General features: G+C 64.6%; 23 protein-coding genes. 13 read left to right on the top strand and 10 right to left on the bottom strand.

What is annotated here, in order from left to right:
• The first annotated feature begins 92 nt into the window (after positions 1 to 92).
• On the top strand, positions 93 to 2,246 hold the full coding sequence (locus tag P0D68_RS30735; protein WP_408468792.1) for a hypothetical protein: 2,154 nt from the start codon (positions 93 to 95) through the stop codon (positions 2,244 to 2,246).
• Positions 2,247 to 2,273: 27 nt separating this feature from the next.
• On the opposite strand, the gene P0D68_RS30730 is transcribed toward P0D68_RS30735, so the two are convergent.
• The 8 genes from P0D68_RS30730 to P0D68_RS30695 all read right to left on the bottom strand — a co-directional run bounded on the left by P0D68_RS30730 (position 2,274) and on the right by P0D68_RS30695 (position 10,249).
• Positions 2,274 to 2,639 (bottom strand): DUF3022 domain-containing protein, encoded by a 366-nt coding sequence (locus P0D68_RS30730; RefSeq protein ID WP_408298199.1) that lies wholly within the window; start codon positions 2,637 to 2,639, stop codon positions 2,274 to 2,276.
• A gap of 169 nt (positions 2,640 to 2,808) precedes the next feature.
• Positions 2,809 to 3,639: a YhfC family intramembrane metalloprotease gene (locus P0D68_RS30725; RefSeq protein ID WP_408298201.1), complete on the bottom strand. Its 831-nt coding sequence runs from the start codon at positions 3,637 to 3,639 to the stop codon at positions 2,809 to 2,811.
• Positions 3,640 to 3,710: 71 nt separating this feature from the next.
• Positions 3,711 to 4,811: a LacI family DNA-binding transcriptional regulator gene (locus tag P0D68_RS30720; RefSeq protein WP_091793730.1), complete on the bottom strand. Its 1,101-nt coding sequence runs from the start codon at positions 4,809 to 4,811 to the stop codon at positions 3,711 to 3,713.
• Between the two features lie 31 nt (positions 4,812 to 4,842).
• The gene (locus tag P0D68_RS30715; protein WP_408298203.1) at positions 4,843 to 5,808 is read right to left on the bottom strand and encodes a 2-hydroxyacid dehydrogenase; all 966 of its coding nucleotides are present in this window, start codon (positions 5,806 to 5,808) and stop codon (positions 4,843 to 4,845) included.
• Positions 5,808 to 7,103, bottom strand: coding sequence for an MFS transporter (locus P0D68_RS30710; RefSeq protein ID WP_408298205.1), 1,296 nt, complete (start codon positions 7,101 to 7,103; stop codon positions 5,808 to 5,810). Before P0D68_RS30710 ends, P0D68_RS30715 begins: the two co-directional genes overlap by 1 nt.
• Positions 7,104 to 7,227: 124 nt before the next feature.
• Positions 7,228 to 8,211 (bottom strand): sugar kinase, encoded by a 984-nt coding sequence (locus P0D68_RS30705; protein ID WP_408298207.1) that lies wholly within the window; start codon positions 8,209 to 8,211, stop codon positions 7,228 to 7,230.
• A 202-nt stretch (positions 8,212 to 8,413) separates the two neighbouring features.
• Positions 8,414 to 9,187: a sugar phosphate isomerase/epimerase family protein gene (locus tag P0D68_RS30700; protein ID WP_091800432.1), complete on the bottom strand. Its 774-nt coding sequence runs from the start codon at positions 9,185 to 9,187 to the stop codon at positions 8,414 to 8,416.
• A gap of 171 nt (positions 9,188 to 9,358) precedes the next feature.
• Positions 9,359 to 10,249: a LysR family transcriptional regulator gene (locus tag P0D68_RS30695; protein ID WP_408298209.1), complete on the bottom strand. Its 891-nt coding sequence runs from the start codon at positions 10,247 to 10,249 to the stop codon at positions 9,359 to 9,361.
• Between the two features lie 121 nt (positions 10,250 to 10,370).
• Between P0D68_RS30695 and P0D68_RS30690 the strand changes: the two genes are divergently transcribed.
• The 8 genes from P0D68_RS30690 (at position 10,371) to P0D68_RS30655 (ending at position 18,119) form a co-directional block, all read left to right on the top strand.
• Complete coding sequence (locus P0D68_RS30690; protein ID WP_408298211.1) at positions 10,371 to 11,462, top strand: YeiH family protein; 1,092 nt, start codon at positions 10,371 to 10,373, stop codon at positions 11,460 to 11,462.
• 157 nt (positions 11,463 to 11,619) lie between these two features.
• The gene (locus tag P0D68_RS30685; RefSeq protein ID WP_408468791.1) at positions 11,620 to 12,357 is read left to right on the top strand and encodes a glutathione S-transferase; all 738 of its coding nucleotides are present in this window, start codon (positions 11,620 to 11,622) and stop codon (positions 12,355 to 12,357) included.
• A gap of 112 nt (positions 12,358 to 12,469) precedes the next feature.
• On the top strand, positions 12,470 to 14,203 hold the full coding sequence (locus tag P0D68_RS30680) for a ClcB-like voltage-gated chloride channel protein (protein WP_408298307.1): 1,734 nt from the start codon (positions 12,470 to 12,472) through the stop codon (positions 14,201 to 14,203).
• Positions 14,204 to 14,391: 188 nt separating this feature from the next.
• Complete coding sequence (locus tag P0D68_RS30675) at positions 14,392 to 15,729, top strand: C45 family autoproteolytic acyltransferase/hydrolase (protein ID WP_091793711.1); 1,338 nt, start codon at positions 14,392 to 14,394, stop codon at positions 15,727 to 15,729.
• Positions 15,730 to 15,983: 254 nt separating this feature from the next.
• A complete protein-coding gene (locus P0D68_RS30670; RefSeq protein WP_091793709.1) occupies positions 15,984 to 16,238 on the top strand; it encodes a hypothetical protein in 255 nt (84 codons plus the stop codon).
• A 195-nt stretch (positions 16,239 to 16,433) separates the two neighbouring features.
• Positions 16,434 to 16,664, top strand: coding sequence for a DUF2795 domain-containing protein (locus P0D68_RS30665; RefSeq protein ID WP_408298215.1), 231 nt, complete (start codon positions 16,434 to 16,436; stop codon positions 16,662 to 16,664).
• Positions 16,661 to 17,563, top strand: coding sequence for an AraC family transcriptional regulator (locus tag P0D68_RS30660; RefSeq protein ID WP_408298217.1), 903 nt, complete (start codon positions 16,661 to 16,663; stop codon positions 17,561 to 17,563). The genes P0D68_RS30665 and P0D68_RS30660 overlap by 4 nt, the downstream gene beginning before the upstream one ends.
• Positions 17,564 to 17,729: 166 nt before the next feature.
• A complete protein-coding gene (locus tag P0D68_RS30655; protein WP_091793705.1) occupies positions 17,730 to 18,119 on the top strand; it encodes a cupin domain-containing protein in 390 nt (129 codons plus the stop codon).
• Between the two features lie 132 nt (positions 18,120 to 18,251).
• Here the strand turns inward: P0D68_RS30655 and P0D68_RS30650 are convergent, their stop codons facing one another.
• Positions 18,252 to 19,310, bottom strand: coding sequence for a LysR family transcriptional regulator (locus P0D68_RS30650; protein WP_408298219.1), 1,059 nt, complete (start codon positions 19,308 to 19,310; stop codon positions 18,252 to 18,254).
• 277 nt (positions 19,311 to 19,587) lie between these two features.
• Here P0D68_RS30650 and P0D68_RS30645 point away from each other — a divergent pair, with 277 nt between their 5' ends.
• Positions 19,588 to 19,800: a hypothetical protein gene (locus tag P0D68_RS30645; protein ID WP_091793701.1), complete on the top strand. Its 213-nt coding sequence runs from the start codon at positions 19,588 to 19,590 to the stop codon at positions 19,798 to 19,800.
• Positions 19,801 to 19,832: 32 nt separating this feature from the next.
• Here the strand turns inward: P0D68_RS30645 and P0D68_RS30640 are convergent, their stop codons facing one another.
• Positions 19,833 to 20,450 (bottom strand): TetR/AcrR family transcriptional regulator, encoded by a 618-nt coding sequence (locus tag P0D68_RS30640; protein WP_408298221.1) that lies wholly within the window; start codon positions 20,448 to 20,450, stop codon positions 19,833 to 19,835.
• A 217-nt stretch (positions 20,451 to 20,667) separates the two neighbouring features.
• Here P0D68_RS30640 and P0D68_RS30635 point away from each other — a divergent pair, with 217 nt between their 5' ends.
• From P0D68_RS30635 to P0D68_RS30625, 3 genes are read left to right on the top strand one after another with little or no spacing between them, the layout of a single operon-like run.
• On the top strand, positions 20,668 to 21,819 hold the full coding sequence (locus P0D68_RS30635; protein ID WP_408298309.1) for an efflux RND transporter periplasmic adaptor subunit: 1,152 nt from the start codon (positions 20,668 to 20,670) through the stop codon (positions 21,817 to 21,819).
• Entirely contained in the window at positions 21,816 to 24,953 is a 3,138-nt protein-coding gene (locus P0D68_RS30630; protein WP_091793694.1) for an efflux RND transporter permease subunit, read from the top strand. Before P0D68_RS30635 ends, P0D68_RS30630 begins: the two co-directional genes overlap by 4 nt.
• 2 nt (positions 24,954 to 24,955) lie before the next feature.
• A complete protein-coding gene (locus tag P0D68_RS30625) occupies positions 24,956 to 26,473 on the top strand; it encodes an efflux transporter outer membrane subunit (protein WP_408298223.1) in 1,518 nt (505 codons plus the stop codon).
• The last annotated feature ends 276 nt before the right edge of the window (positions 26,474 to 26,749 follow it).

Below are 26,749 nucleotides of genomic sequence, written 5' to 3'. Positions count from 1 at the left end.
ACGGTCAGGCGGCGCGAGCATGGGACACCGCTCAACGTGCGCCGGCGGCATGACGATGTGACTGTACGAGGCGCCTTCCTGCAGGAGTTTCAATGAAAGTCAATGCAGCCTCTTATCCGTTCCCGCCCGACGGTATGTCGGATCTTCAGGACAACGCACCCAACTCGCAGAATCGCGGCGCTCCAGCGCATGTCGGCAACCGGCAGAACCCGGCTCAACCATCCACGCCCATCGCAAAAGCCGACGCGTCGATAAAGGCCGCTCCGCAGTTGCCCTCCGGGGAGGTCGGCGCGGCGGCAGCCGCCAGCACGATCGATGTCGAGGCTAACGCCATGGCGACGCAGGCGGTCATCGGCAACGAGGTCGCTGCCGATATGGAGACGTTCAATGCGTCGCTCGCCGCGGTCGATCAGGATATCGACCAGGGCCGCGATACGACCGACCACCTGATCGCGGCCGCGTCGACGTATAACCGCGTGCGGCAATTGAACGCATCAGACAAACCGACGCCCGAACTGCAGTCGAAGATCGGCCGGCTCAAAACTGCCCTGCAGAACGCCAAAGGCGATGAGTCGCTGGACACCATCGGACAGAAGGCCAACGTCGACCTGTCCGCGCTCACTCATCATGCGGATGCCGCTTCAACCTACGGAAAATATGGCAAGGCGGCGAGCACCTATGCACGCGCGCTCATCTTCGACGAAGCGCGCTTCAACAATTCCGCCCTCCTGAAGAACACGCCTCTCGCGGCGTGGCAGCGGCCGAACCAGAGCGTGCTCGATCCTCTGGGACCGAATGGTCGCGTGGGCATTCTGACGGGTACTCGTCTGAATGCCGCCGCGAGTTATTTCACGAAAGGCGGGCTATCTTTTCTGTCCGGCGTGGAGAAATTGCATAAAGGTCAGGATCCGACGAAGGACTTCATCACGGCGGGCGCGACCACGGCACAGGGCATCAACGAGCTCACCATTGGCGTCGGCACCGATCTGGGCAATCACCTGGTCAAGCTGCAACAGGCGAAACGAACGCTGCAAACAGCTAGGCAACCAGGCACCGTGACTGGCGGATCCACGGGCGAGGCAGGGCGAGGCCCGGGCGGCGCGACGCAAGGTGCGCCGGAACCGGTCGCCGGACCCAGTGGCGCGACGCAAGGCGCTCCGCAACCGGTCGCCGGACCAAGCGGCTCGACGCAAGGCGCTCCGCAACCGGTCGCCGGACCGAGCGGCTCCGCGAACTTTGCCGACTTCGATCCGCACGGCAAGCTCGATGACGAAATCGACGCGCTCGACAAGCAAACCACCGGACACATCGACGACCAGCTCGCGCAGCAACAACAAAGCTTGCGCGACGACGTCATCGAAAAGCTCGCGAAGACGAATCCCGACGTGCAGCAACTCGAATTACAGGACGCGACGAACGATCTCGCCCCCCAGTATTTCGAAATGCAGAACCTCGCGACAAAACTGAAAAGCTCGACCACCGACACGGCCAGCGACGCCCACGAGAATATCAAGACCATCGACGCCAAGGCACGGGACGTCATCGCCCAACTCAAGAGCCAAGGCTTCGATACGGCAGACGCCGCACGCCAGTCGGGCAAGCCGCAGGCGCTCGAACTCGGCAAGCAGCTCGATCAGCTGGCGGGCCTGAAGCACGCGGCCTACGACCAGTTCAACAGCGCCATGCAGGAGCGGGAAAACGCGCTGACCGATTCAAGGACGGCTTTCGGCGACCTCGGCAAACTGCTGAGGGATACGCCCGCAAGCGAGCGTCCATCGAAGCTGAAGGAGTGGTCCGACAAATACACGGACTTCTTTGCGAAGCGCCAGGCCAACATACTCTCGAAAACCGACAGCTGGCCCGACTGGATGAAGATATCCAAGCCGCTGCGCATGCAGATGGTGCCGGCGGCGATCAATACCGCTCTTGGCGGCGCATCGTTTGGCGTCGCGCTGGACACGTATCTGCAAAAGCAGAAGGCAGGCAAGCTGACGCCACAGGACCGGATGGACTTCGGCGCCTCCGTGATCAATCTGACGAGCGGCATGATTGGATTCGTGCCGGTAGTCGGGCCGGCCCTGTCTTTCGCGCTTGCGACCACCGGGCTCATCCTCGGCGGAATCTCGGATCAGTACGACGCCCGCATGCGCGAAACCGACACGTACAACCTCAAGGAAAAGATACGCGAGGAATTCAACGCGAAGCACCCCGGCAATCAGATCGCCGAGCCCTACGACGGAGATTGAGCCGCGCCGGTTTGCGTGACGCCGACGTCACGCAAACTCGTCGCCGAGTTCGATCGTGACTTCGCGCGGCACCGCCTCGCCGTTCGCATACTGTTCCTCCAGCGAACCCAGCGAGGCCTCGACATACGCCCGCAGCACCGCGAAGCTGCGGCCACGCAGCCGCGCCGGCGAGGCGCGATAACGCGCCAGCGCCGCCGGCGTAATCACCACCGTCATTACGATACGGCGCGCCGTTGCGCCGAACCGCATCGCCACCCAGTGAATCGCCAGCGTCGGCGTGCCGTCTTCCGCGGCACGCTGGATGAACTGCGTCTGCTCGGGAAACAGATCGCTGATGACGCGCGCCAGTTCCTCGAACTCGGGATTGGCGCAGTCGTATTGGTAAGCTTCCATGGGGAGTGCCAAAAGGATAGGCGTGAAAGGAGGCCGATTGTAGAGAACGGCCAATGGTTCAACATGGCGCGCGCACCGAGCGCGCCATCAAGCGGTCATCAAACGGCCATTAAGCAACGATCAAGCGGCAGGCGTGCGGCCATCAAACGCGGCCATCGAGCCGCAGCCCTCATGCCGCCACCGCCGGACGCCTGAGCGCCCGCAACAGCAGCCCGGCGACGATCACCGCGCCGACCGCATACACGGCGTCCACTGCCGCGAGCGGCACGAGTTGCGCCTGGAACATCGCGGCAGGCACGTCCACCAGCGCATGCAATGCAATCGCGAGCGGCAGGATGCCGCGCCAGCCGGCCCGCAAGCCGCGCCACATCAACACCGACAAGCCGATCTGGAACACCAGCGCGGCAATGCGTTCGAGCGCGAAAATGCCGGCGGTCTGCGGCGTCAGGCTGGCGAGAATCAGATGGATGCGCATCACCGAGTCGGTCGGCAGATTGCTCAGATAGCCGTCCAGTTCACCGCGGTTTTCGAAGATCGCGAACAGAATCCATTGAATCTGCACCAGCACGCCAACGAGCCAGGCTTCGGCGCCGCCGTGGCCCAGGCCGTAGGTCAGCGCGGTGCCATCCGCGCCGCTATCGCCCTTGCCCGCCGTGAACGCCGTGGAGCCGGACTTCGCCGCCGCGCGTTTGAGCAGCAGCCGCATGCCGATGAACCGCCCCACTTCCTCGCAGATACCCGCGGCAAGCGCGCCATACACGACGAAGGCGACCGGATTCGACAGAAAGGTCGCGGTCGCTTCGTTCCGATGCAGCACGAAGTCGTTCAGCGCGCGCTCGATCACCATGGCGAAGAGCGCAAACACGGCCACGCCGGTGATGGCGTCACGCGGCTTGAGCGCGAGCGGCCGGCGCAGACGGCGGTAGATCAGGAAAGGTAAAGCGGCGACGAGCAGCGTCGCGAGGGCGAGACTCGAGAGGGTAAGCGGTGCAACAACCATGAGTTTCCTTGCGATGACCGGCGCGCACCCACTGCGCGCCGCAGCCCGAATGATCGCAGATCGGCGGGAATTCAGCGCAAAGTGGAGGCGCGGACGATCAGTTCGCCCGGCAGCAGGCAGTCGCGCGCGGTCGTCTGAACGCCTTCGATTCGCTCATGCAGGAACTCGACCGCGCGGTAGCCGATCTCGTAGGTCGGCTGGCGGATCGTCGTGACGCCGGTCAATTCCGCCCAGTCGGGGTCGTCGATGGAAAGCAGCGCGGCGCGGGCCTGCCAGTCGGCGCCGTAGCGCGCTTTCAGATGCAAGGCGAGACGCAACGCGACGGGCGCATTGGCCGCGAACAGCGCGACGCGCGCGGACTTGCCCGTGCCGCCGGCAGTTTCGCGCGCGCGGGCCGCCGCATCGATCGCACGGTCCAGTTCGGCGAGGCTGCGCTCGACTTCGGCTGCGTCCGCGAGATTCAGCACGAGCGTGTGACCGCGCGCGGCGCCCTTCCCTTCGCGCTGTCCAGGTTGCCCGCTCTGAGCGCTCATCGCCTCGCGAAACGCCGCTTCGCGCAGTTGCCGCGAGCTGACCTGCTCGAAAGGCTGAACGACGAACCAGATATCGTCGAAACCATTGTCCAGCAGATGCCGCGTGCCGAGTTCGGCCGCCGCCTGGTTGTCGAGACCGACCATATCCGCGACGAGCCCGTCCACCAGACGGTCGACCAGCACCACCGGAATCCCTCCGCCGCCCACGGGCCGCAGGGTTTCCTCACGCACGCCGATTGCGTTGACGATCACGCCTTCCACCCGGTACGTGGTGAGCAGTTGCAGATAGCGCCGCTCCATCTCCACTTCGTTCGCCGCATGGCAAATCAGCGGCATCAGGCCGAGCGCGTGGCACGCCGCTTCCACGCCTTGCAGCACTTCGACTGTGTAGGGATTCGTCAGGTCGGCCACCAGCATGCCGATCAGACGGTTGCGGCCACGCTTGAGGCCGCGCGCCATCTGGTTCGGCTGATAGTTCAGGCGCGCGATCGCGGCCTCGATGCGCGCGCGCAGTTCAGGCGACAGCACGCTCATCTCGCCGTTCAGATAGCGCGAAATGCTGGTCTTGCCGGTGCCGGCTTCGCGCGCGACGTCGGTGATCGTCGCGCGGCGCGGCGCGGCCTGCGGGGTCGTGCTCATCGGCGTCTCGTGGCTTGGCGCGTGGTTCGGCTCATTGAGAAAGCACTTCGCGATTGACGATGTTGCTGGTCAGTGTGCCGTCGAGCGCGGCGACGAGGTTTTCCGCCGCGTTCAGCGCCATCGCGTGACGGGTTTCGTGCGTCGCCGAACCGATATGCGGCAGCGCGACCACGTTCGCGAGCTTCAGGAGCGGCGAGTCGGCCGGCAGCGGTTCGGTGTCGAACACGTCGAGACCGGCGCCGTGGATCGTGCCGTTTTGCAGCGCCTCGATCAGCGCCGTTTCGTCGACGGTCGCGCCGCGCGAGGCGTTGATCAGAATTGCGCTCTTCTTCATCGATTTCAATTCAGCCGCGCCGATCAGATGCTTCGTCTCCGGCGTCAAAGGCACTTGCAGGCAGACAAAATCAGAAGTGGCGAGCAGTTCGGCCAACTCGACGCGGCGCGCGCCGTAAGCCGCTTCAGCTTGCGGGTTCGGCGAGCGGTTGGCGTACAGCACCTTCATGTTGAAGCCGAGCGCCGCGCGCCGCGCCACCGCGCCTCCAATCCGCCCGAGCCCGACGATGCCGAGCGTCTTGCCCTGCACGTCCACGCCGAACTGAGCGGGTCCGATGCTGTGCTGCCAGTGCCCGGCCTTCACCCACTCGGCGAGTTCGACCACCCGCCGCGCCGACGCGAGAATCAGCGAGAACACCGTGTCCGCGGTGGATTCGGTCAACACGTCCGGCGTGTGCGCGAGCACGATGCCGCGGCGCGTGAGATCGGCCACGTCGAACTGATCGAAGCCCACCGAGATAGTCGACAGCGCCTTGAGCCGCGTCGCGCCTTCGAGCATGGCCGGCGTGATCTTCACGCTCGAACCGATGCCGCCGTCCGCGTCTTTCAGCGCGGCCACGAACGTGTCGTGCTGCGCGGCATCGACCTGCACCACTTGCACATGCTGTTGCAGATACGCGAGCACATCTTCGGGCAACGACCTCCAGGCGACGATCTTCTTCATCAGCTTATTTTCCTTGCAACAGGGTGGCGAGCCGCGGACACGTTGTTCTGTTCCTGCGCCTGCGGTTTGACGATCAGCGTCAGAATCACGGCGGCGACGAGCGCCACGCTCATGAATGCATACGACGCGGCGGGCGACCCGGTCGCGCCATTCAGATAGCCGACCACATACGAGCCGACGAACGAACCGAGCGCGCCCATGCTGTTGATCAGCGCCATCGCGCCGCCCGCGACGTTCTTCGGCAACAGTTCCGGCACGATCGCGAAGAACGGGCCATAGGGCGCGTACATCGCGGCGCCGGCGATCACCAGCAGCGCATACGAGAGCCAGAAATGCGTGGAGCCGAGCGCGTAAGAAGCCGCGAACGCCACCGCGCCGACCAGCAGAAACGGCCACACGAATACCTTGCGGCGGTTGAGTTTATCCGAAGCCCACGAAGCTGCAAGCATCGCGATGGTCGCGGCGAGGTACGGCAGCGCCGAAAGCCAGCCGGTTTCGACCATACCGAGCGTCGAACTGTTCTTCAGGATCGACGGCAGCCACAGCACGAAACCGTACACGCCGATGCTCCAGCAGAAATATTGCGCGCACAGCTTGATCACCGCGGGCGTCCTGAACGCGTCGCTGTAGTTGCGCACCGGCTTGATCGCGGCCTGTTCCGCGCGCAGCGTTTCGGCGAGGTCGTCCTTTTGCTGCTGCGTGAGCCACGACACCTGCTGCGGCTTGTCCTGCACGATGAACCACCAGATCACCGCCCACAGGATCGCGGGCGCGCCTTCGGCGATGAACATGTGGCGCCAGCCGAACGAATGCACCAGATAGCCCGACACGACCGACATCCACAGCACCGTCACCGGATTGCCGAGAATCAGGAAGGTGTTGGCGCGCGAACGCTCGCTTTTGGTGAACCAGTTGCTGATGAAAATCAGCATGGCCGGCATCACCGCGGCTTCGACCACGCCGAGCACGAAGCGGATCACCATCAACGACGGAATATTGCTGACCATGCCGGTGAGCGCCGCGCAGCCGCCCCACAGCACCAGGCTCCAGAACACGAGCTTCTTGACGCTGCGGCGTTCCGCGTAGATCGCGCCGGGAATCTGGAAGAAGAAATAACCGAGGAAGAACAGCGCGCCGATCAGCGACGACAGTCCTTTGCTGATGCCGAGATCCTGGTTGATGCCGGCGGCCGACGCGAAACCGTAGTTCGCGCGATCCAGATAAGCGAGGCTGTAGGTGATGAATACGATCGGCATGATCGTCCACCAACGGCGAATCGCAAGCGATGAGGTCATGGGGTGTCTCCTTGGACGGCTTCCCGAAACAATGATGGACGGTCGTGGGGCGCTCTGTTCGAGCGCTCTTGCTGTTATCGAAGCAGCCCGGCGCGGCGCGCCGGATTGCGAAACTTGCGCCTCTTCAGGCTGCGGCGGCGATGGACGGCGCGTCGGCCGATTCCAGCGCGTCGAGTTCGGCGCGGCTCGGCAGCCCTTCCGAATCGCCGATCACCTGAATCGCCAGCGCGCCGATGCGGTTGCCGCGCGCCACGGCATGCGGCAGCGACTTGCCTTCGAGCAACGCGCTGACCACGCCGACGGCAAAACCATCGCCCGCGCCGACCGTGTCGACCACCTTCGCGACCGGCTGGCCGGCGATCACGGCGGCATCGTCCGCAGTGCGGAAATACGCGCCCTGCGCGCCGAGCTTGATGACCACGCCGCGCGCGCCGTGGTCCAGATAGAACTTCGCGATGTCGTCCGGTTGCGTGTAGCCGGTCAGAATCTCGCCCTCGCCGATGCCGGGCAGCACCCAGTCGGCCAGCGCGGCCAACGCATTCAACCCTTCGACCATCGCGGCGCGCGACGGCCACAGCGTCGGGCGCAGATTCGGGTCGAAGGAAACCGTCCTGCCGGCGGCACGCATTTCACGCGCCAGATGGAACGCGAGTTCGCGCGAGCTCGCCGAAATCGCGGGCGCCACGCCGGTCAGATGCAGATGACGCGCCGGCAGCACGTAATCCGCCGCGTAGTCAGCCAGCGACAGGTGGCTCGCCGCCGACCCTTTGCGGAAATACTCGACCGCCGGGTCGCTGCCGTCGTCGTTTTTCGACTTCAGCTGGAAGCCGGTCGGATAGCGCTCGTCGGTGCTCACGCAGCGCTGATCGATGCCTTCCTTCGACAACGTGTCGCGCACGTACTGGCCGAACGAATCGTTGCCGACGCGGCTCATCCAGCCCACCTTGAAGCCCAGGCGCGACAGACCGATCGCCACGTTCAGGTCGGCGCCGGCGATGCGCTTCGTGAACTGGCCGACGCCCGCGAGCGGGCCGGTTTCGGCGGCCACGAACATGGCCATCGCTTCGCCATAGGTGATGACATCGAGTGGTGTGCTGGTGTTGCTCATGCTTTGCTCCTGCTTGTTCCGCGTTGCTGCGTGTTTTGCTGCGGCATTTGCTGCGCCGTTTACTGCATGTTTCGCTGCATGTTTTACGTCGTGCCAGCTTCTTGCTTGCCGCGCACCATTCGCTGCGTGCGAGCCCTTCGCCGCGTGCTTCTTGCAGCGTGCTGTTTTCGGCTCCGCTGCTCTCTCAGGTCCTACCTGCCGCTCACGCGGCGGCCAGCCACGCGACGTAATGCGCCGCGTCCGTTTCGACACGGCTCGCATCGAACGGAAACTCGATGCCGCGCGGCACATGGCGCGGCAGATGGTCGAGCACCGCGGCGAATTGGGCGTCGTGGGCAGCCGGAGCCGCCGGAAAACGCCTTGCCCCTTCGCCCACCGCCGTCTTGCAGTGGATGTATTCCACATGCGCGGCCAACGGCAACGCGGCGTCGAGCGGCGCGACATCGCACCATGCCCAGTTACCCATGTCGAAGGTCATGCCGAGCACGTCGGCGTGACCTTCGCGCGTCAGCGCGTCGAACAGGCCGGTGAATTGCGCGAGCGAGCCGCCCTGCGCCAATTGCCCGTTTTCGACGACGAGCCGCAGCTCCGCACAGCGCATGTGATCGGCGATCACGGCGGCATTGGCGTCGGTGGCGAAACCGCCCAGCTGCAACTTGACGAAACGCGCGCCGAGCGCGATCGCTTCTTCGACCGAGAGGCGCAACGCGTCGGCGTCGAGCTTGCCGTGCGCCGTGTACAGCGAAGCCGGCGTGGAGTAGACCGACCACAAACCGAGTTCCGCAATCTGCCTGCCCAGCACGCGCAGGTTGTGCGGCGTGGCGTCGGCTTGGTCGGCGAACAGTTCGCGGCGCACTTCGAAACCCGCCGCCCCAGCCTGCCTGCTCACCCGCGCCCACTTCAGATGGCCGTCCGTGCGGACCGCATCCATTCCGAATGCGCTTGCGACGATCACCACGTCCGGTGCATCAACCATGTCGAATTTACTCAATCTGTTGCTGTCATCAGCATTTGGAACCGGTTCCAAATGCACTTCGAAAAAAAGCGCCGAGGCGCTTGCGATGCCCGAATAGTGCGCCGAGGTCGGCGTCATGCACCATAGTGGAAATCCCCAGGCGTGCCGGGCATGGGCAACGGCAGTTTCGCTTCAAGGGCCGTTGTCCAGACACAGTGCGAGAAATCGCTCCACCACCCGCGACGGCGCGCTCGCATGGGGTACCAGAATCGACAGCCGCCGCGTGAGCGGCTCCGGGCTGAGCGAAAGCAGACACAGCGCACGGTCCTCGTGCCGCATCGACATCGCCGAGACGAAGCCGATGCCCATGCCCGCCCGCACCGCCTCCTTCACGCCTTCCACGCCGGCAATCTCGAGCGCCACGCGCATCGGCACGCCGGCCCGCGCGAAGGCCCGCTCGACGATTTGCCGCACGCCCGAACCTGCCTCGCGCAGCACCAGCGGATGCTCGCCGAAGGCCGCCAGGTCGGCCGGGCCGCCGTCGCCCAACTGCGCCAACGGATGCGAGCGCGGCATGATCGCGACGATTTCGTCCTCGCGCCATGCATGCACGGCGGTGTCCGGCGGCAGGTCTTCGCCGACCGGTCCCTCGATCATTGCAATGTCCACCGAACCGAGCGCGGCGACGATTTCGGTGGTGTTGCCGTCGGCGGTATGCAGCGTCACGTCCGGATAACGGCGATGGAAATCGGCGATCAGATACGGCAGCAGATAACTCGCCGGCGTGGTGCTCGCGCCGATCCGCAAGGAGCCCTGCTCGAGACCGCGTAAAGCGTCGCGGTACGCATGGGCTTGCCGCCAGGTGTCGCGCAGCCGGGTGGCGTAGCTGGCGAGCTGCTCGCCCGCGGGCGTGAGGCGCACGCCGCGGCCGTCGCGCTGATACAGCGGCTCGCCGAACTCGTCCTGCAACTGCCGCAGTTGGCCCGACACGGCCGGTTGTGACAGATGCAACGCCACCGACGCCCGGCTGATGTTGCGATGCTCGGCGACGGCTGCAAACGTTATAAGTTGGTCCGGGGTCATGATGGTCCAAGTATCGGCTCAAGCGATACTTTACATTCTAAATCATGATTTTTCATATCGATATATCTACTTTAGGATTAGCCCCATCGAATCTTCGTCAGTCACAGAAAAGGGCTGCACCATGTCCACCGCTCAACTCACCGCCGCCAGTACATCGCCCGCCGGGTTGTCCACCCGCGGCCAGCTCAACGGCATTCTCTTCGTCGCGCTGTTCGCCGCCGCCGTGACGCGGATCGCCGCGATTCCGGCCGTCGCCGGCCTCGGCCTGAGCCCGCTGATCGTCGGCATCGTGGCCGGCGCCATTTACGGCAATGCGCTGCGCGACGGCATGCCCGCCAGCTGGGCGGCCGGCGTCAACTTTTCGGCGCGCAAGCTGTTGCGCATTGCCGTGGCGTTCTTCGGGCTGCGCGTGAGCCTGCAGGAAATCGCTCAGGTCGGCGTGCCCGGCCTCGCGGAATCCGTCCTGATCGTGGTCAGCACGCTCGTGATCGGCACGTGGGCCGGCATGAAAATCATGAAACTCGACCGCGACACCGCCTTGCTGACCGCAGCGGGCAGCGCGATCTGCGGCGCGGCTGCCGTGCTCGCCTTCGAATCGACTCTGCAATCGAAGCCGCACAAGAGCGCCATGGCCGTAGGCAGCGTAGTGCTGTTCGGCACGCTCTCGATGTTCATGTACCCGGTGCTGTTCAACGCAGGCTGGCTGCATCTGGATACGGTTGGCGCGGGTCTCTTTTTCGGCGGCACGATCCATGAAGTGGCGCAGGTGGTCGGCGCGGCCAGCAATGTGAGCCCGGAAGCAACGCACATTGCCACCATCGTCAAGATGACCCGCGTGATGTTGCTGGTGCCGGTGCTGCTGGTGGTCGGCCTGTGGGTGAACCGCTCCGCGCGCCGCAACGCCGCTTCGGCCGGCTCGGCAGACGGTGCCCACGCACCCCGCAAGCTGGCGATTCCGTGGTTCGCGCTCGGCTTTCTCGCCTTCGTCGTGATCAACTCGCTGCACGTGCTGCCCGAAGCCGCGACCAGCACGCTCAACATGCTGGACACCTTCGCGCTGACCATGGCCATGACCGCGCTCGGCATCGAAACACGCATCTCGCAGATCCGGCAGGCCGGCCCCCGCGCACTGACCACCGGCTTCATTCTGTATGTGTGGCTGATTGCCGGCGGACTGGGTATCACATGGACTGTCCAGCACCTGTTCGGCTAAGCCGCCCTCGCCTTCACACTCACCCCGCCGCGTGCGGGGTTTTGCGCATTCTGGGGACCCATGCGGCGCGCTCGCGCGGCATACTGGTTGCTGGCGTCGTCAGCTCATGCAGTCCGCTTATGCGCGCTGTCAATGCAACCGGAATGAGGATCGATCGATGAGCCTTGAACTCTACTATTGGGACGGCCTGCAGGGCCGCGGCGAATTCGTGCGGCTCGCGCTGGAAGAAGCCGGCGCCGACTACGTGGAAGTGGCGCGCGGCGAACCGTCGGAGGGCCTGGGCACGAAGGCGATGATGTCGGTGATGAAGAGCAAGGACGAGCCGTATCCGCCGTTCGCGCCGCCGTTCCTGAAAGACGGCGAACTGGTGATCGCGCAGACCGCCAATATCCTGTTCTATCTCGGCCCGCGGCTGAATCTCGCGCCCACGGTGGAAAGCCTGCGTTACGTGGCCAACGGCCTGCAACTGACGATCGCCGACATGGTCACCGAAGCGCACGACACGCACCACCCGCTCGCCAGTTCGCTTTACTACGAAGACCAGAAAGACGCCGCCAAAGTGCGCGCGCACGACTTCATCGACAACCGCATTCCGAAGTTCATGTCGTACTTCGAGCGCGTGCTGAAACAGAATCCGGCCGGCGACCGCTTCATGGTGGGCGACGCGCTCACTTACGTCGACCTGTCCATGTTCCAGTTGATCGACGGCCTGCTGTACGCGTTTCCGCGCGCGCTCAAACGCTTCGGCGAACACTATCCGCGGCTCGCCGCGTTGCACGATGCGGTGATCGAGCGGCCGAACATCGCCGCGTACCTGCAGTCCGACCGGCGTATCGAACACAACGAGGCCTGCATCTTCCGGCACTATCCGGAACTCGACCAGGCGGCCGCTTGAGCCGCGCCATTTTCCTTCGCTCACTGACTGTAGCGCGCCCGCCATCCGAAGCGGGCGCGCTGTTGTTGCCGTGCGCGCTTTTCAACCCACTCTCACGCCCCGTACCGTCGACGTGCTTTCATTCCTGCTGAAGCTGCGCACCCGCGCACAAGATCTGTTCCGCCTCTCCGACGCCCACACCATGCTGGTCTGGTCGGTGGTGGTCGGCGTCGCGGGCGCCTTCGCCACGATCGCCTTTCGCGAGGCCATCGCGCTGCTGCAATTCGCGGTGGTCGGCAAGGCCGGCAGTTTCGTCGAAATGGCGCGCAGCCTGCCGTGGACCGTGCGGATCTGGATGCCCGCCGCCGGCGGCCTGATCGCCGGCTTCTTTCTGCTGATCGCGCAGCGGCATGCGGACAAATGCAACCACATCGATTACATGGAAGCGGTCGCGATCGGCGACGGCGTGGTGCCGGTGAAGCTGAGCTTGTGGCGCAGCGTGTCGTCGCTGTTCACGATATCGAGCGGCGGGTCGATCGGCCGCGAAGGTCCGATGGTGCAACTGGCGGCGCTGGCCGCCTCGCTGATCGGACGCTGGGTGCATTTCGATCCGTCGCGGCTGCGTCTGCTGGTGGCATGCGGCGCGGCCGCCGGGATCACCTCCGCATATAGCGCGCCGATTGCGGGCGCGTTTTTCGTCACCGAAATCGTGCTCGGCTCGATTGCGATGGAAAGCTTTGGGCCCGTGGTGGTCTCGGCCGTGGTGGCCAACATCACGATGCGTGAATTCGCCGGCTACAAGCCGCCGTACGAAATGCCGGTGTTTCCGCCGGTAGCCGGTCTCGAAGTGCTGTTGTTCGTCGCGCTCGGCTTGTTGTGCGGCGCGGCGGCTCCACAGTTTCTGCGCCTGCTCGACGTGTCGAAGAAAAGCTTTCGCAAGCTGCCGGTGCCGCTGCCCGTGAGACTCGCGCTCGGCGGCCTCGTGGTCGGCATTCTGTCGGTGTGGACGCCCGAGGTGTGGGGCAACGGCTACAGCGTCGTCAACTCGATCCTGCATTCGCCGTGGACGTGGACCGCGCTCGTTCTCGTGCTGGTGTTCAAGCTCGTCGCCACGGCGGCCACGGCGGGCTCCGGCGCGATCGGCGGGGTGTTCACGCCGACGCTGTTCGTCGGCGCGGTGGTCGGCTCGCTGTTCGGCCAGGGCATGCATGCGCTGTGGCCGCACGGCACGTCGGCCCCGTTCGCGTATGCGATGGTCGGCATGGGCGCGTTTCTGGCGGGCGCAACCCAGGCGCCGCTGATGGCGATCCTGATGATCTTCGAGATGACGCTCAGCTACCAGGTGGTGCTGCCGCTCATGCTCTCGTGCGTGGTCGCCTATTTCGTGTCGCGCGCGATCGGCAAGACATCCATGTACGAAATCACCTTGCGGCGCAACAACGAGGAACAGGAGCGCTCGCGGCTGCGCGCCACGCAGATGCGCGAGCTGATCCGCCCAGCCGAAACCGTCGTGCCGCCCAACGCGACCGTGCAGGACATGACGCGCGTGTTTCTCGAATATCCGGTGAAATATCTTTACGTGGCCAACGAGTCGGGCGCGTTTCTCGGCGTGGTCGCGCTCAAGGACATCACCTCCGACCTGCTCGACGGGCGCGACACCACCGCGAAGACCGCGGCGGATTATCTGCAGCCGCATTTCGACGTGCTCACGCCCGATATGCCGCTCGGCGTCGCGTTGCAGCACTTCCTCGCGTTTCAGGGCGAGCGACTGCCGGTAATCGAAAGCGCCGCGCATCCCACGCTGGCCGGGGTGGTCTATAAAACCTCGCTGCTCGATGCGTACTTCCGCATGAATCCGACGCGTTAGCGGAGGCGTTAGCGGAGGCGTTAGTGGCCGCGCGCCAAGCCCCCCAGGATCGCGCCCGCGGTCGCTTTGCGTGCCGTGCAAAGCGCGGCAAATTCTCTACAATGGACAGACTGCTGCGGCGAATGCCCGCAGCGCGCGTTACGCCAGAACGGGCGCACCGAGACGCCCGCCCTTCGATCGGAGCGAAGATGAGCGAACCGTCCCTCGATGCCGTGCGCCGCGACCAGGCGGGCTGGATTTTCGTGCATATCGAAGGCGAGCCCTACGACCGCGGCGAGCAGCACGGCCAGTTGCTCGCCACGGAAATCCGCAACGCGATCCACACCGCCCGCTATCTCGCGAAGTGGGACACCGGCGAAGACTTCGACACGTTCGTCGACGCCGCGGTCTCGCAGTTCGCCAACAAACTCGACACCGAATTCGCCGACGAAATCCAGGGTATCGCCGACGGCGCCAAGCTGCCGTTCGCCGAAGTACTGGCGTGGAACGGCTACATGGATCTGCTGCAAAGCTGGTGGCCCGCCCACGCGGCGCAGCAGCAGCCGAACCTCGGCATGAAACCGTGGCGCGGACGGCGCGGGCACCACTGCAGCGCGTTCATCGCCACCGGCCGCGCGACCCGCGACGGCCGCATCGTGATGGCGCACAACTCGTGGGACCGCTACGCGGCCGGCGACGCGTTCAATGTCGTATTCGACATCGTGCCCGATCAGGGCCACCGCATCCTCATGCAAGGCTTGCCCGGCTGCATCTCCAGCCTCACGGATTTCTGGGTGACCGCGGCCGGCCTGATGGTGACGGAAACCACCATCTCCAACTTCGCCGGCTACAACGCGGCGGGCGCGCCCGAGTTCTACCGCTCGCGGCGCGCGTCGCAGTACGCGAACAGCATCGGCGAATGGTGTGAAATGTTCGCGATCGCCAATAACGGCGGCTATGCGAATAGCTGGCTGCTGGGCGACACCAAGACCGGCGAGATCGCGCGTTACGAACTGGGTTTGCACTTCTCCGGCTTCGAGAGCACGAGAGACGGCTTCTACAGCGGCTACAACACCGCAACCGATCTGAAGATCCGCAATCAGGAATGCCTGGGCGAAGGCGAAGACTATACGGATGTGCGCAAGAACGGCGCGCGGCGCCTGCGTTTCATGCAACTGGAAGAGATGCATCGCGGCAAGATCGACGTGGAGCTGGCCAAGGAAATGATCGCCGATCATCACGACGTCTATCTCGACCGCAACGACAACCCGTGCTCGCGCACCATCTGCGGGCATCTGGAACTGGACGACGCGCGCTTCGGCGGCACCGATCACGGACCGTTCAACCCATGGGGCGCCAACGACGGCAAAGTGGCCGACAGCGAAATGGCGCGCGAGATGGCGTTCAGCGCGCGCTGGGGCCATCCGTGCGGGCGGCCGTTCGACGCGCAGGCGTTCATGAAGCGGCATCCGCAGTGGAACTGGCTGAACGGCTACATGCGCGACCGGCCGTCGTGGCCGTGGACGCGCTTCGAAGCGTTGCGTTAGGGGCCGAGCTTGCGGCAGCGCAACATAAGCAGCGTATGACCGTTCGCGACGGCGCTGCTGCGAAGTCGCCGCGTTTCTGCCATCATCTGGAATCGGCAATACCGCTTTGTCGTGAACGTGCGTGCGCTGCAAAATCCGCCATTCAGCATGGATTAGCGCGCAAGGTCACGTTTAGCATGGGCCGTCCTTTCGACGCGGGGACGGCACAGCGCTTGCTCCATTGTCAGCGCCGCATGAGCTTAGGAGGTCGGGTGATGAAAACCTCGACGCTGTTGACCATGGTGACGCTGTCAGCCTCTTGTTTTGCCGCGCCGGTTCATACCGCGCCGGACAGCATGACCGCCAATAGTCTTGCCGAACGCGCCAACGCCGCACCCGTTGCCCCCGCGGCGCCGGATGTCGCCGCCGCGGACAGCAATCGTCCGCAACATTGGGAACATATCGCGCTGCCCAAATCGCGACATCTCGACCGGAGCTTTACTGGGCAGAACGAGCACTTGCAGACCTGACGCGACCTGTCACATAGAGACGTGCGCGGCGCTGCATGCTTTACACTGCCTGGCGTTCACGGCCGCAATGCGGTCGAGGGCGCGCATGTGCTACAGCACCGGCATGCGCGGGCCGGTATCCATTGCGTTACGTCAGCCGCGCGCTTTCAACCAGCGGCAAGCGCCACGCCCAACCGTCTTACGAGGAGCGTTTGCATGACCGCATCGGCTATTCCCGGCGAATCGATTGACCTCCAGATCACCGATATTCTGGGCGCCGTCCAGTTTCCAACCAACAAAGACGCACTCGTGGACGCCGCGCGCGAAGCCGGCGCGAGCAACGAGGTCCTCTCGATGCTCGACGGCTTGCCGGAACAGGACTATGTCGACGTGAATTCGATCACGCGCCTGATCAGCGGCAATTACAGCCCGGGACTCGGGGCATGAGCGAGGAGCCGGGTTCGTCGCAGCCTCGTTCCCGCCCGCTGTCCCTTTGGCTCGCGCCTGGCCAGAAACGCGAATCCGACTGGATCTACCGCTCGCCGCAGACGGCCGGTGCAAACGGCATCGAACGGATCGAGGCTTTCTTTCATCAGGCCGGCTACGCGATGCACCGGCACGATACCTATGCGATCGGCCGCACGCTGGCCGGCGTTCAGAGTTTTCGCTATCGCGGCAGCATCCGTAACAGCCTGCCGGGCGGCACGATGGTGCTGCATCCCGACGAACCGCACGACGGCCAGGCCGGCACCGGCGACGGCTTCCACTACCGCATGGTCTATGTCGATCCGGCGTTGTTCCAGCAGGCGCTCGGCGGCAGGCCGCTGCCGTTTCTGGAAGGTGGCCTGTCGAATGATCCGCGCCTCTTTGCCGCCACCGAGAGCCTGTTGCAGGCGATGGATAGCGCCATCGACCCGCTCGAACAGGACAGCGCGCTCCACGATCTGGCCGTCGCCCTCGCCGCGGTGGCCGGCGCGCCGGACGCGCCCCGCTCGGTGGATTACCGCGCGGCGACCCTGGCACGCGATTACCTGCTTGCGTCGCTCGATCGCGCGGTCACGCTCGACGAACTTGCCGCCGCGGCGGGTCGAGACCGCTGGAGTCTATCGCGGGATTTTCGCGCGCTGTTCGGCACCAGTCCGCATCGCTATCTGACCATGCGGCGTCTCGATCTCGTGCGGCAACTGGTGCTCAAAGGCGTGTCGCTGGCCGACGCCTCCGCCGCAAGCGGCTTTGCCGATCAGAGTCACATGACGCGGCATTTCAAGCACGCATGGGGCGTCGCGCCCGCGCAATGGCTGAAGATGGTCGGCTCGCCGGCGCGCGTTGAGCCGTTGAGCCGTTGAGCCGTTGAGCCGTTGAGCCGTTGAGCCGTTGAGCCGTTGAGTCGTCGAGCGGCTGCATACCTGATCGCGCGGCGCCGAACGGCCGCGCGCACAAACGTTCAAGACCCGCCTGCCCGTTACGCCGTACGCTTCCAGCCTGACATAACCGCTCAGGAGGAGCACGACGATGTCCGACGCTCAAACCATTCAACGGCCGTACCAAGCCATCAATTTCACGGAAAAACTGGCGCTTTTCAACGACCAGTGGCAAGCGCGCGTGGTCGCCGAAATGAACGACTATCAGTTCAAGCTGGTGCGAATCGAAGGGGATTTCATCTGGCACGAGCACGCCGACACCGATGAGACCTTCATCGTGCTCGACGGGCAACTGCGCATCGACATGCGCGATGGTTTCGTGCTGATTTCCGCCGGGGAAATGTTCGTGGTGCCGAAGGGCACCGAGCACAAGCCGTACGCCGAGCGCGAAGTCAAGCTGCTGCTAATCGAGCCGCGCGGCGTGAAGAATACTGGCGAGGAAGTCAGCGAACGGACCGCGGCGAACGACGTGTGGATTTAGGCAATCTCGTCGTTCGCCATGGCTCTGGCGGCCAGGTGGCTCAACCACGATGAACCATCTGCCCGGCAAGCGCACGGCTGGCCGGAAACCTTGGCGGCCCCCTTCAAACGCCAACGCCCCTCGCGCTCGACATCAAAACGGCGATGACGCCGCAATCCGCGAGCGCGCGGCGTTGGCCATGGGACGCGCTGCGTCGGCGGACAGTTCCGGCTCCCGCAGATCGCCCATGTCCGTCATCACCTCCGCGGCCTCCGCTACCGAACGCGCCGGCGTCACGGTGCGCGGATCGCGCGCGTGCTGCCCCTGCTGCTGGAAATGCTCGACGAGATGGTCGATGAAAGTCCGCACCTTCGCCGGCAAATGCAGGCGGCTCGGATAGGCAATCGTGATTTCGATCTGCGGCAAACGGTAGTTGGCGAGCAGCGGCACGAGCCGCCCGGACGCCAGATCGCGGCCGATCAGATAGCTCGGCAGAATCGCCACGCCCATGCCCAGCAGCGCGAACTGCCGGAGCATTTCCGTATTGTTCGCAACGATCGCATTCGTGGGGCGCACGCGGACTTCGCCGTCCGGCCCGGTAAAGACGCGTTCTTCGCCGCCCTGCTCGGACGGCCGGCTCAAACACGGATGCGTGAGCAGATGCTCGGGCCGCGTCGGCGTGCCGTGCTGCGCCAGGTACGCGGGCGTCGCGCAGACGGTCATATAGCCGGTGGTCAGACGCCGCGTGACGATACTCGCGCTGCGCATGTACCGCGTGACGAGAATGCCGACATCGAAGCCCTCCTCCACCAGATCGACGTGGCGATCCGCGAGCGTGACATCGGGCACGACGTCGGGATAGCGCGCGGCATAGGACTGCACCACCGGTGCGAGGCTATGCAACCCGAACACCACCGGTGCGACGATGCGCAAGGTGCCGACCGGCTCGTGATTGCGCGCCACCACCATCTGCTCCACGCCTTCGAGGTCGTCGAGAATGTGCCGCACGCGCTCCAGGTAAGTCGTGCCGGACTCCGTCAGCGAGAGGCGTCGCGTGGTGCGATTGAGCAGGCGGGTGCCGAGGCGCGCTTCCAGATCGGCGACATGACGCGTGACAACCGCCGTGGAAAGATCCAGCGCGCCAGCCGCACGGACGAAACTACCGAGGTCGGCCACTCTGACGAAAACGCGCATCGACTGCAATTGGTTCATGGGACGACTCCTGCCGCGGTAAAGCCGGGCCGGCGCAACCCTCACGCCTGTATCGACCCGCGCGGCAAGGCGCGCGCGGGTTTGCCCAACGATCCGATTGTATCGACCCGATCATGTCCCAACCCTGACCTGAACATGACATTCCGGACAGGTTTGCCAGAACGCCCGCGTCAACTCCGGGCGGTTTCTTGCAAGGTTTATTGCGGATTTGGAGTAGGTATAAACCCTAGGATGCTGGTATCATAGCCCCCGAAAGGGAAATCAATCGTTAATTGCTATGACACATCGTTTTCAGCTGTTCGAAAAAATCGCATTTTCACTGGTCTGCTGGTCCGCCGCGGCGTGTTCGGCTTTCATCGCGTACGAACGTTGCCCGGACATCAAGGTGGTGCTGCATGTGGGCGAAGAGGTTCTGCGCTACAGCGGCCAGTATTCGTTCGTCTGCGCAACGCCGGTTGCCGACGCTTGCGCGCAGTTGCCGGCAGATTGACGCCGCGCTTTACGGCTTTACTGCTTTACGTCTTACGGTTCGCGCCCGAACACCACGCGCGCAAAAAACCCCGCCAGCACCGTTTCAGCCATCTCCGCCGGCACGTTCTGCGGGTCGACCGTGTAGAAAAACTGCACACCGTCGCACAAACCCATCAAGCCGATCGCCAGCGTCTCCGGCGGCATCAGCATCGGCGTGCCCACACGCGCCGAAAACTCCCGGATATACGCGCTCAACTGCTCGAGCTTCTCGTGCATGAAAGCGTTAAAGCGAATCCGGAAACGGCCGTCTCGCACCGCGAGCAACTTCGCCTCGACCCACAGCAGGAAACACTTGTTCTCGCGATGCAGATTGCTGTAGTAGCGCAGCACGCGTGCTTCCATTTCTTCACGCGAAGCCGCATCCGCGAAGATCGCCTGCAACCCCGCCTGCATGACTTCGTGGTCGCGCCGCAGTAGTTCGAGAAACAACTCGCTCTTGCTGCGGAAGTTCGAATAGAACGCCCCGCGCGTATAACCCGCCGCCGCCGCGATGTCTTCGACACTCGCCGCAACGAAACCCTTCTTCATAAAAATGGCTTGCGCAGCGTCGAGCAATCGCTCGCGCGTCTGGTCTTTGCTCTGCTCGCGTGTCAGTCGTTGCCGTTTCATGGCCGCCAGTCTAGCACTGAAAAGAATCCGAATTCACTCCAACATTCAAATACAGGTGTGTATTAGAATGCAAACCGTCATTCGAAGTCAGATGCGCATGCCAATTGCATAATGGCCCACGCGTCTTCGCTGGCGGGCCGCTGCGGCTTGCCGTGTTCGTTCGCTGTCTCCAGTTGGGGTAATTGTGAAGCGTCCCGGTTTTCCCGCATCGCCCGCGATGCGCCCGCAGTCGCGTCGGCGTGGCCGTCCCGTAAGCCCGCGCCACGCAGCATTCGCTCTGGTTCTTGCCGGCGTCGTCACGCTGGCCGCGTGTTCGAAGAAAGAAGCCGCCGCGCCCGAGCCGCGTCCGGTGGTCGCTGTCGCCGTGCATGCGGACGGCAGCGAGACGCAGGCAGCCTCGTTACCCGGCGAAGTGCAGGCCCGTTACTCGACGCCGCTGTCGTTTCGCGTCGGCGGGAAGATCGTCGAACGGCGCGTGCGCCTCGGCGATGTGGTGAAGAACGGGCAGATCGTCGCCCGGCTCGATCCGGCCGACCAGCAAAAGAACGCTGCCAGCGCGCAGGCGCAGCTTGCCGCCGCAGAGCACAGTCTTGTGTATGCGAAGCAGCAACTCGATCGCGATCAGGCGCAGGCGAAAGAGAACCTGATTGCGCCTGCCCAGCTCGAACAGACCACGAACGCATACGCATCCGCCGTCGCGCAGCGCGATCAGGCCGCGCAGCAGGCGGCGTTGTCGAAAGACCAGTTGCAATACACCACGCTCGCCGCCGATCACGCCGGCGTGATTACCGCCGAGCAGGCCGACACCGGTCAGAACGTCTCGGCGGGCCAGGCCGTCTACAACCTCGCCTGGAGCGGCGACATCGACGTGGTGTGCGACGTGCCGGAAAGCGCGCTCGCCGCGCTCTCCGTCGGGCAAACCGCCAACGTCACGCTTGCCGCGCTGCCGGGACGCAAGTTCGCCGCGCGCGTGCGCGAACTCTCGCCCGCCGCCGATCCGCAAAGCCGCACCTATCGCGCCAAACTCACGCTCGAGAACCCCGGCCCGGATGTGCGTCTGGGCATGACCGCGGATATCGAACTCGCCGCGTCGGCGAACACTTCGGCCAATCAGAACGGCTCGTTTACGGTGCCCGCCACCGCGTTGTTCCACGACGGCACGCAGCCCGCCGTGTGGATCGTGCGCGCCGCGGACAACGCGCTGGAACTGCGCCGAGTAACGGTCACGCGCTACAACGAGCGCACCGTGGTGATCAGCCAGGGCATCAAGGAGGGCGAGCGCGTCGTGCTGCAAGGCGTGCATACGGTGACCGCCGGCGAGAAGGTCCGTGCGATCGCGCCGCTGCATCCCGAGGACTTCGCTTCATGAGCACCACGCCTGAAGAGGGACGCTTCAACCTGTCCGCATGGGCGCTGCGCCACCAGGCGCTGGTCGTTTTCCTGATCGCGCTCGCCACCGCTTTCGGCATCCTCGCCTATACGCGGCTCGCGCAATCCGAAGACCCGCCCTTCACGTTCCGCGTGATGGTGATCCGCACCTTCTGGCCCGGCGCGACCGCGCGCCAGGTGCAGGAACAGGTCACGGACCGCATCGGCCGGAAATTGCAGGAGACGCCCGCGATCGACTTCGTGCGCAGCTACTCGCGCCCCGGCGAATCGCTGATGTTCTTCTCCATGAAAGACTCGGCGCCAGTCAAGGACGTGCCCGAAACCTGGTATCAGGTGCGCAAGAAAGTCGGCGACATTGCGGCCACGCTGCCGCAAGGCATTCAAGGCCCGTTTTTCAACGACGAATTCGGCGACGTCTATACCAACATCTACACGCTCGAAGGCGACGGCTTTTCCGCCGCGCAACTGCACGACTACGCGGACCAGCTGCGCACGGTGCTGCTGCGCGTGCCGGGCGTCGGCAAGGTCGATTATTTCGGCGATCCCGATCAACACATCTATATCGAGATCGCCAATACGCAGCTCACGCGTCTGGGCATCTCGCCGCAACAACTCGGCCAGGCCATCAATTCGCAGAACAGCGTCTCGCAAGCCGGCACGCTGACCACCACCGATGACCGCGTATTCGTGCGTCCCACCGGCCAGTTCAAGGACGTCAACGCGCTCGCCGACACGCTGATCCGCATCAACAACCGCTCGTTCCGTCTCGGCGATATCGCCACGATCAAACGCGGCTACGACGATCCCGTCGTCACGCAAATGCGCTCCGGCGGCAAGGCTGTGCTCGGCATCGGTGTGACCATGCAGCCGGGCGGCGACGTGATCCGTCTCGGCAAGGCGCTCGATCAGCAGATGGTCCAGTTGCGCCGCGCGCTGCCCGCCGGCTTGCAACTGGTCGAAGTGTCGAGCATGCCGAACGCGGTCGCGCATTCGGTCGACGACTTTCTCGAAGCCGTCGCCGAAGCCGTGGCGATCGTGCTGGTGGTGAGCCTGGTGTCGCTCGGCGTGCGCACCGGCATGGTGGTCGTGATCTCGATTCCCGTGGTGCTCGCCGTCACCGCGCTGTGCATGTACCTGTTCGATATCGGCCTGCACAAGGTGTCGCTCGGCACGCTCGTGCTTGCGTTGGGACTACTCGTCGACGACGCGATCATCGCCGTCGAAATGATGTCGGTGAAGCTGGAGCAAGGCTGGAACCGCACGCGCGCGGCAGCCTATGCGTACACCAGCACCGCGTTTCCGATGCTCACCGGCACCCTCGTCACCGTCTCCGGTTTTTTGCCGATCGCATTGGCCAAGTCGAGCACCGGCGAATACACGCGTTCGATCTTCGAAGTGTCGGCGATCGCGCTGATCGCCTCGTGGCTTGCCGCCGTGGTACTGATTCCGCTGCTCGGCTATCACCTGTTGCCCGAGCGCAAACGCGAGGCGCACGAGACACATCTGCCCGACGATCACGAGCACGACATCTACGACACGCGTTTCTACCGGCGCCTGCGCGGCTGGATCGGCTGGTGCATCGAGCGGCGCTTCGTCGTGCTGGCGATCACAGTCGTACTATTCGTGCTGGCCATGGCGGGTTTCACGCTGGTGCCGCAGCAGTTCTTCCCGAGTTCGGACCGCCCCGAGTTGCTGGTGGATGTGCGCCTGCCCGAAGGCGCCTCATTCGAAGCCACATTGCGTGAGGCCACGCGGCTCGAAAAAGCACTAGTGGGCCGCCCGGAAATCGATCATACGGTCGACTTCGTCGGCACCGGCGCGCCGCGTTTCTATTTGCCGCTCGATCAGCAATTGCCGCAACCCAATTTCGCGCAATTCGTGATCACGGCGAAGTCGGTAAAGGATCGCGAAAAGCTTGCGCAATGGCTCGAACCTGAATTGCGCGACCATTTTCCGGCCATTCGCACGCGCCTGTCGCGGCTCGAGAATGGACCGCCCGTCGGCTATCCGGTGCAGTTCCGCGTAAGCGGCGACGACATCGCCACGGTGCGCTCGATCGCCGAGCGCGTGGCCGCGACGCTGCGTGCGGACCACGGCACCCGCAACGTGCAGTTCGATTGGGACGAACCCGCCGAGCGCTCGGTGCGCTTCGAGGTCGATCAGAAAAAAGCGCGCGAACTCGGCGTGAGCTCAGAAGACATTTCGAGCTTCCTCGCGATGACGCTCTCGGGCTACACCGTCACGCAGTACCGCGAACGCGACAAGCTGATCAGCGTCGATCTGCGCGCGCCCAAGGCGGAGCGCGTCGATCCCGCGCAACTCGTCACGCTGGCCATGCCTACGCCGAACGGTCCCGTGCCGCTCGGCACGCTCGGCCATTTGCGCAACGACCTCGAATACGGCGTGATCTGGGAGCGCGACCGTCAGCCGACCATCACCGTGCAATCCGACGTCGCGCCCGGCGCGCAAGGTATCGACGTCACGCATGCCGTCGACAAAGCGCTGGGCCAGATTCGCGGCAGCCTGCCGGTGGGCTACCGGATCGAAATCGGCGGCTCGGTCGAGGAAAGCGGCAAGGGCCAGACGTCGATCAATGCGCAGATGCCGATCATGATCATCGCCGTGCTCACGCTGCTGATGATTCAGTTGCAAAGCTTCGCACGCGTGCTGATGGTCGTGCTGACCGCGCCGCTCGGGCTGATCGGCGTGGTGCTCACGCTGCTGCTGTTCGGCCAGCCGTTCGGCTTTGTCGCCATGCTCGGCGTGATCGCGATGTTCGGCATCATCATGCGCAACTCGGTGATTCTGGTAGATCAGATCGAGCAGGACATCGCCTCCGGGCATAAGCGGTTCGATGCGATCGTCGGCGCGACCGTGCGGCGTTTCCGTCCGATCACGCTGACGGCCGCCGCCGCCGTGCTCGCGTTGATTCCATTGTTGCGCTCGAACTTCTTCGGCCCGATGGCGACTGCGCTGATGGGCGGCATTACGAGCGCAACCATCCTCACGCTGTTCTATCTGCCCGCGCTGTACGCCACGTCGTTCCGCGTGCGTGCCGATGAACGCGAGCCGCAGACGCCCTCCGCGTCCGGCACGACGCATACGGGGAATTGAGTATGACCACGCCCACGTTCTTCCGATATTCGCGCCTCGCCGCGCTCACTGGCGTGGCATGCGCGCTCGCCGCCTGCTCGTTCGGGCCGAGCGGCGAGCCGCCCGCGATGCCGCAGCCGGCGCACTACGGGGCCGCAGCGCAGCCGACGCAAACCGTGCCCGCGCAAGGCGTCACGCAGCAGTTCGTGGTCGGCGCAAAGCCGGTGCCCGAATGGTGGAAGCTTTATCAATCGGACGCGCTCAACGCTTTGGTCGACGAAGGCCTGCGCAACAGTCCGACGCTCGCCGCGACCGACAAAAGCCTCGCCGCCGCGCGCGAGCAGTTGCGCGCGCAGATCGGCAGCTCGATGCTGCCGACCATCGACGCCAGCGGCCAGGCGACCCGCAATCGCGCGCTGGCAATTCCCGAGATCGGACCCAACACGTTTCTGTATAACGTCTTCGTCGGTCAATTGCAGGCGCATTACACCTTCGACCTGTTCGGCGCCGCGCGCCTCGCCGATGCCGCGCTCGCCGCGCGCGTCAACGTTCAGGCCTATCAGTTCGACGCCGCGCGCCGCGCGCTGGCCGCCAATATCGTGACGGCCGCGATCACCAGCGCCGCGCTTCATGCTCAGATCGAGACGACCGAACGGCTCGTGACGATCGCCAACGACCAGGCGCGCGACACGCAGCGGCGGTACGTGCTGGGAGCGGTCTCGCATGCCGATCAGTTGAGCGCGCAACAGAGCGCGGCGAGTCTGTCGGCGAGCTTGCCGGGTCTGAAGCAACAATGGCTGAGCACGCGCCACGCGTTGGCGGTGCTGCTCGGCAGAACACCTGATGCGGCGCCGGACGATCTCGAGCTTGCGCAATTGCATGTGCCTGAGCAGGTACCGGTGGTGGTGCCTTCGGAGCTGCTGCGCTCGCGGCCCGACATTCAGGCTGCCGACGCCGCGCTGAAGGCCGCGGCGGCCGACGTCGGGGTCGCCACGGCGCAGATGTTCCCGAGTCTGTCGTTGAGCGCGTCGATGGGACAAGGCGGTTTTAGCTGGCCGGTCGCGCTCTCGGGCGCGGGCGCGATCTGGAGCATCGGAGCGTCGCTGTCGCAGCCGCTGTTTCATGGCGGCGCCCTGTTCGCGCAACGACGTGCGGCGGTCGATACCTACGACGCCACGGTCTCGCAGTACAAGCAAACGGTGCTGGCCGCGTTCCAGAACGTCGCCGACACGTTGGCCGCGCTCGAACACGACTCGCAAGCGCTGGATGCCGCGAATATTGCGGCGCGCTCGGCGCAAGGCGTCTTCGACGAAACCTCCGGACGCTACCGGCTAGGCGCGCTGCCTGTCGCGTCGACCCGCTCGAGTGAGCAGCAGTTTCGCAACGCGCAGCTCGACGAGATCCGCTATACGAGCGCGCGGCTGACAGACACGGCGGCGTTGTTCCAGGCCATGGGGAATCCGCCGGTTGAGACGGGGGTGGGTGGGGCTTCGGCGGCGGCGGCTTCGGCATCAGCGGCGAGCGCGGGAGTCGCTGAGTAGCTAAACCTGGGATTCCGTACGGACGGCCAAGAAGTTATCCCCGTTTTTGTGCACACAAGTCCGTGGATAAGTCTTCGCCAATCGCGCCAAATCCCAAGCCAAAAAGGTTCGCGGGCCACCTGAGGGGAAATTAGGCATTCCCCACGGCCCGACAAACACCGTAGTATGCGATGCCTGTTAATGGTATGTGCAGTTCATCGCGTCACGCGGACTTGTGCTCGGGACGAAGAACCAGTTCCACAGGTCCCGCGCCCCGGTGCTCTTTCAGATACCGGT

This window comes from Paraburkholderia sp. RL17-380-BIE-A (assembly GCF_046028085.1).
In the GTDB taxonomy this organism is placed as follows: domain Bacteria; phylum Pseudomonadota; class Gammaproteobacteria; order Burkholderiales; family Burkholderiaceae; genus Paraburkholderia.
This window is presented reverse-complemented; position numbering and strand designations above follow the sequence as displayed.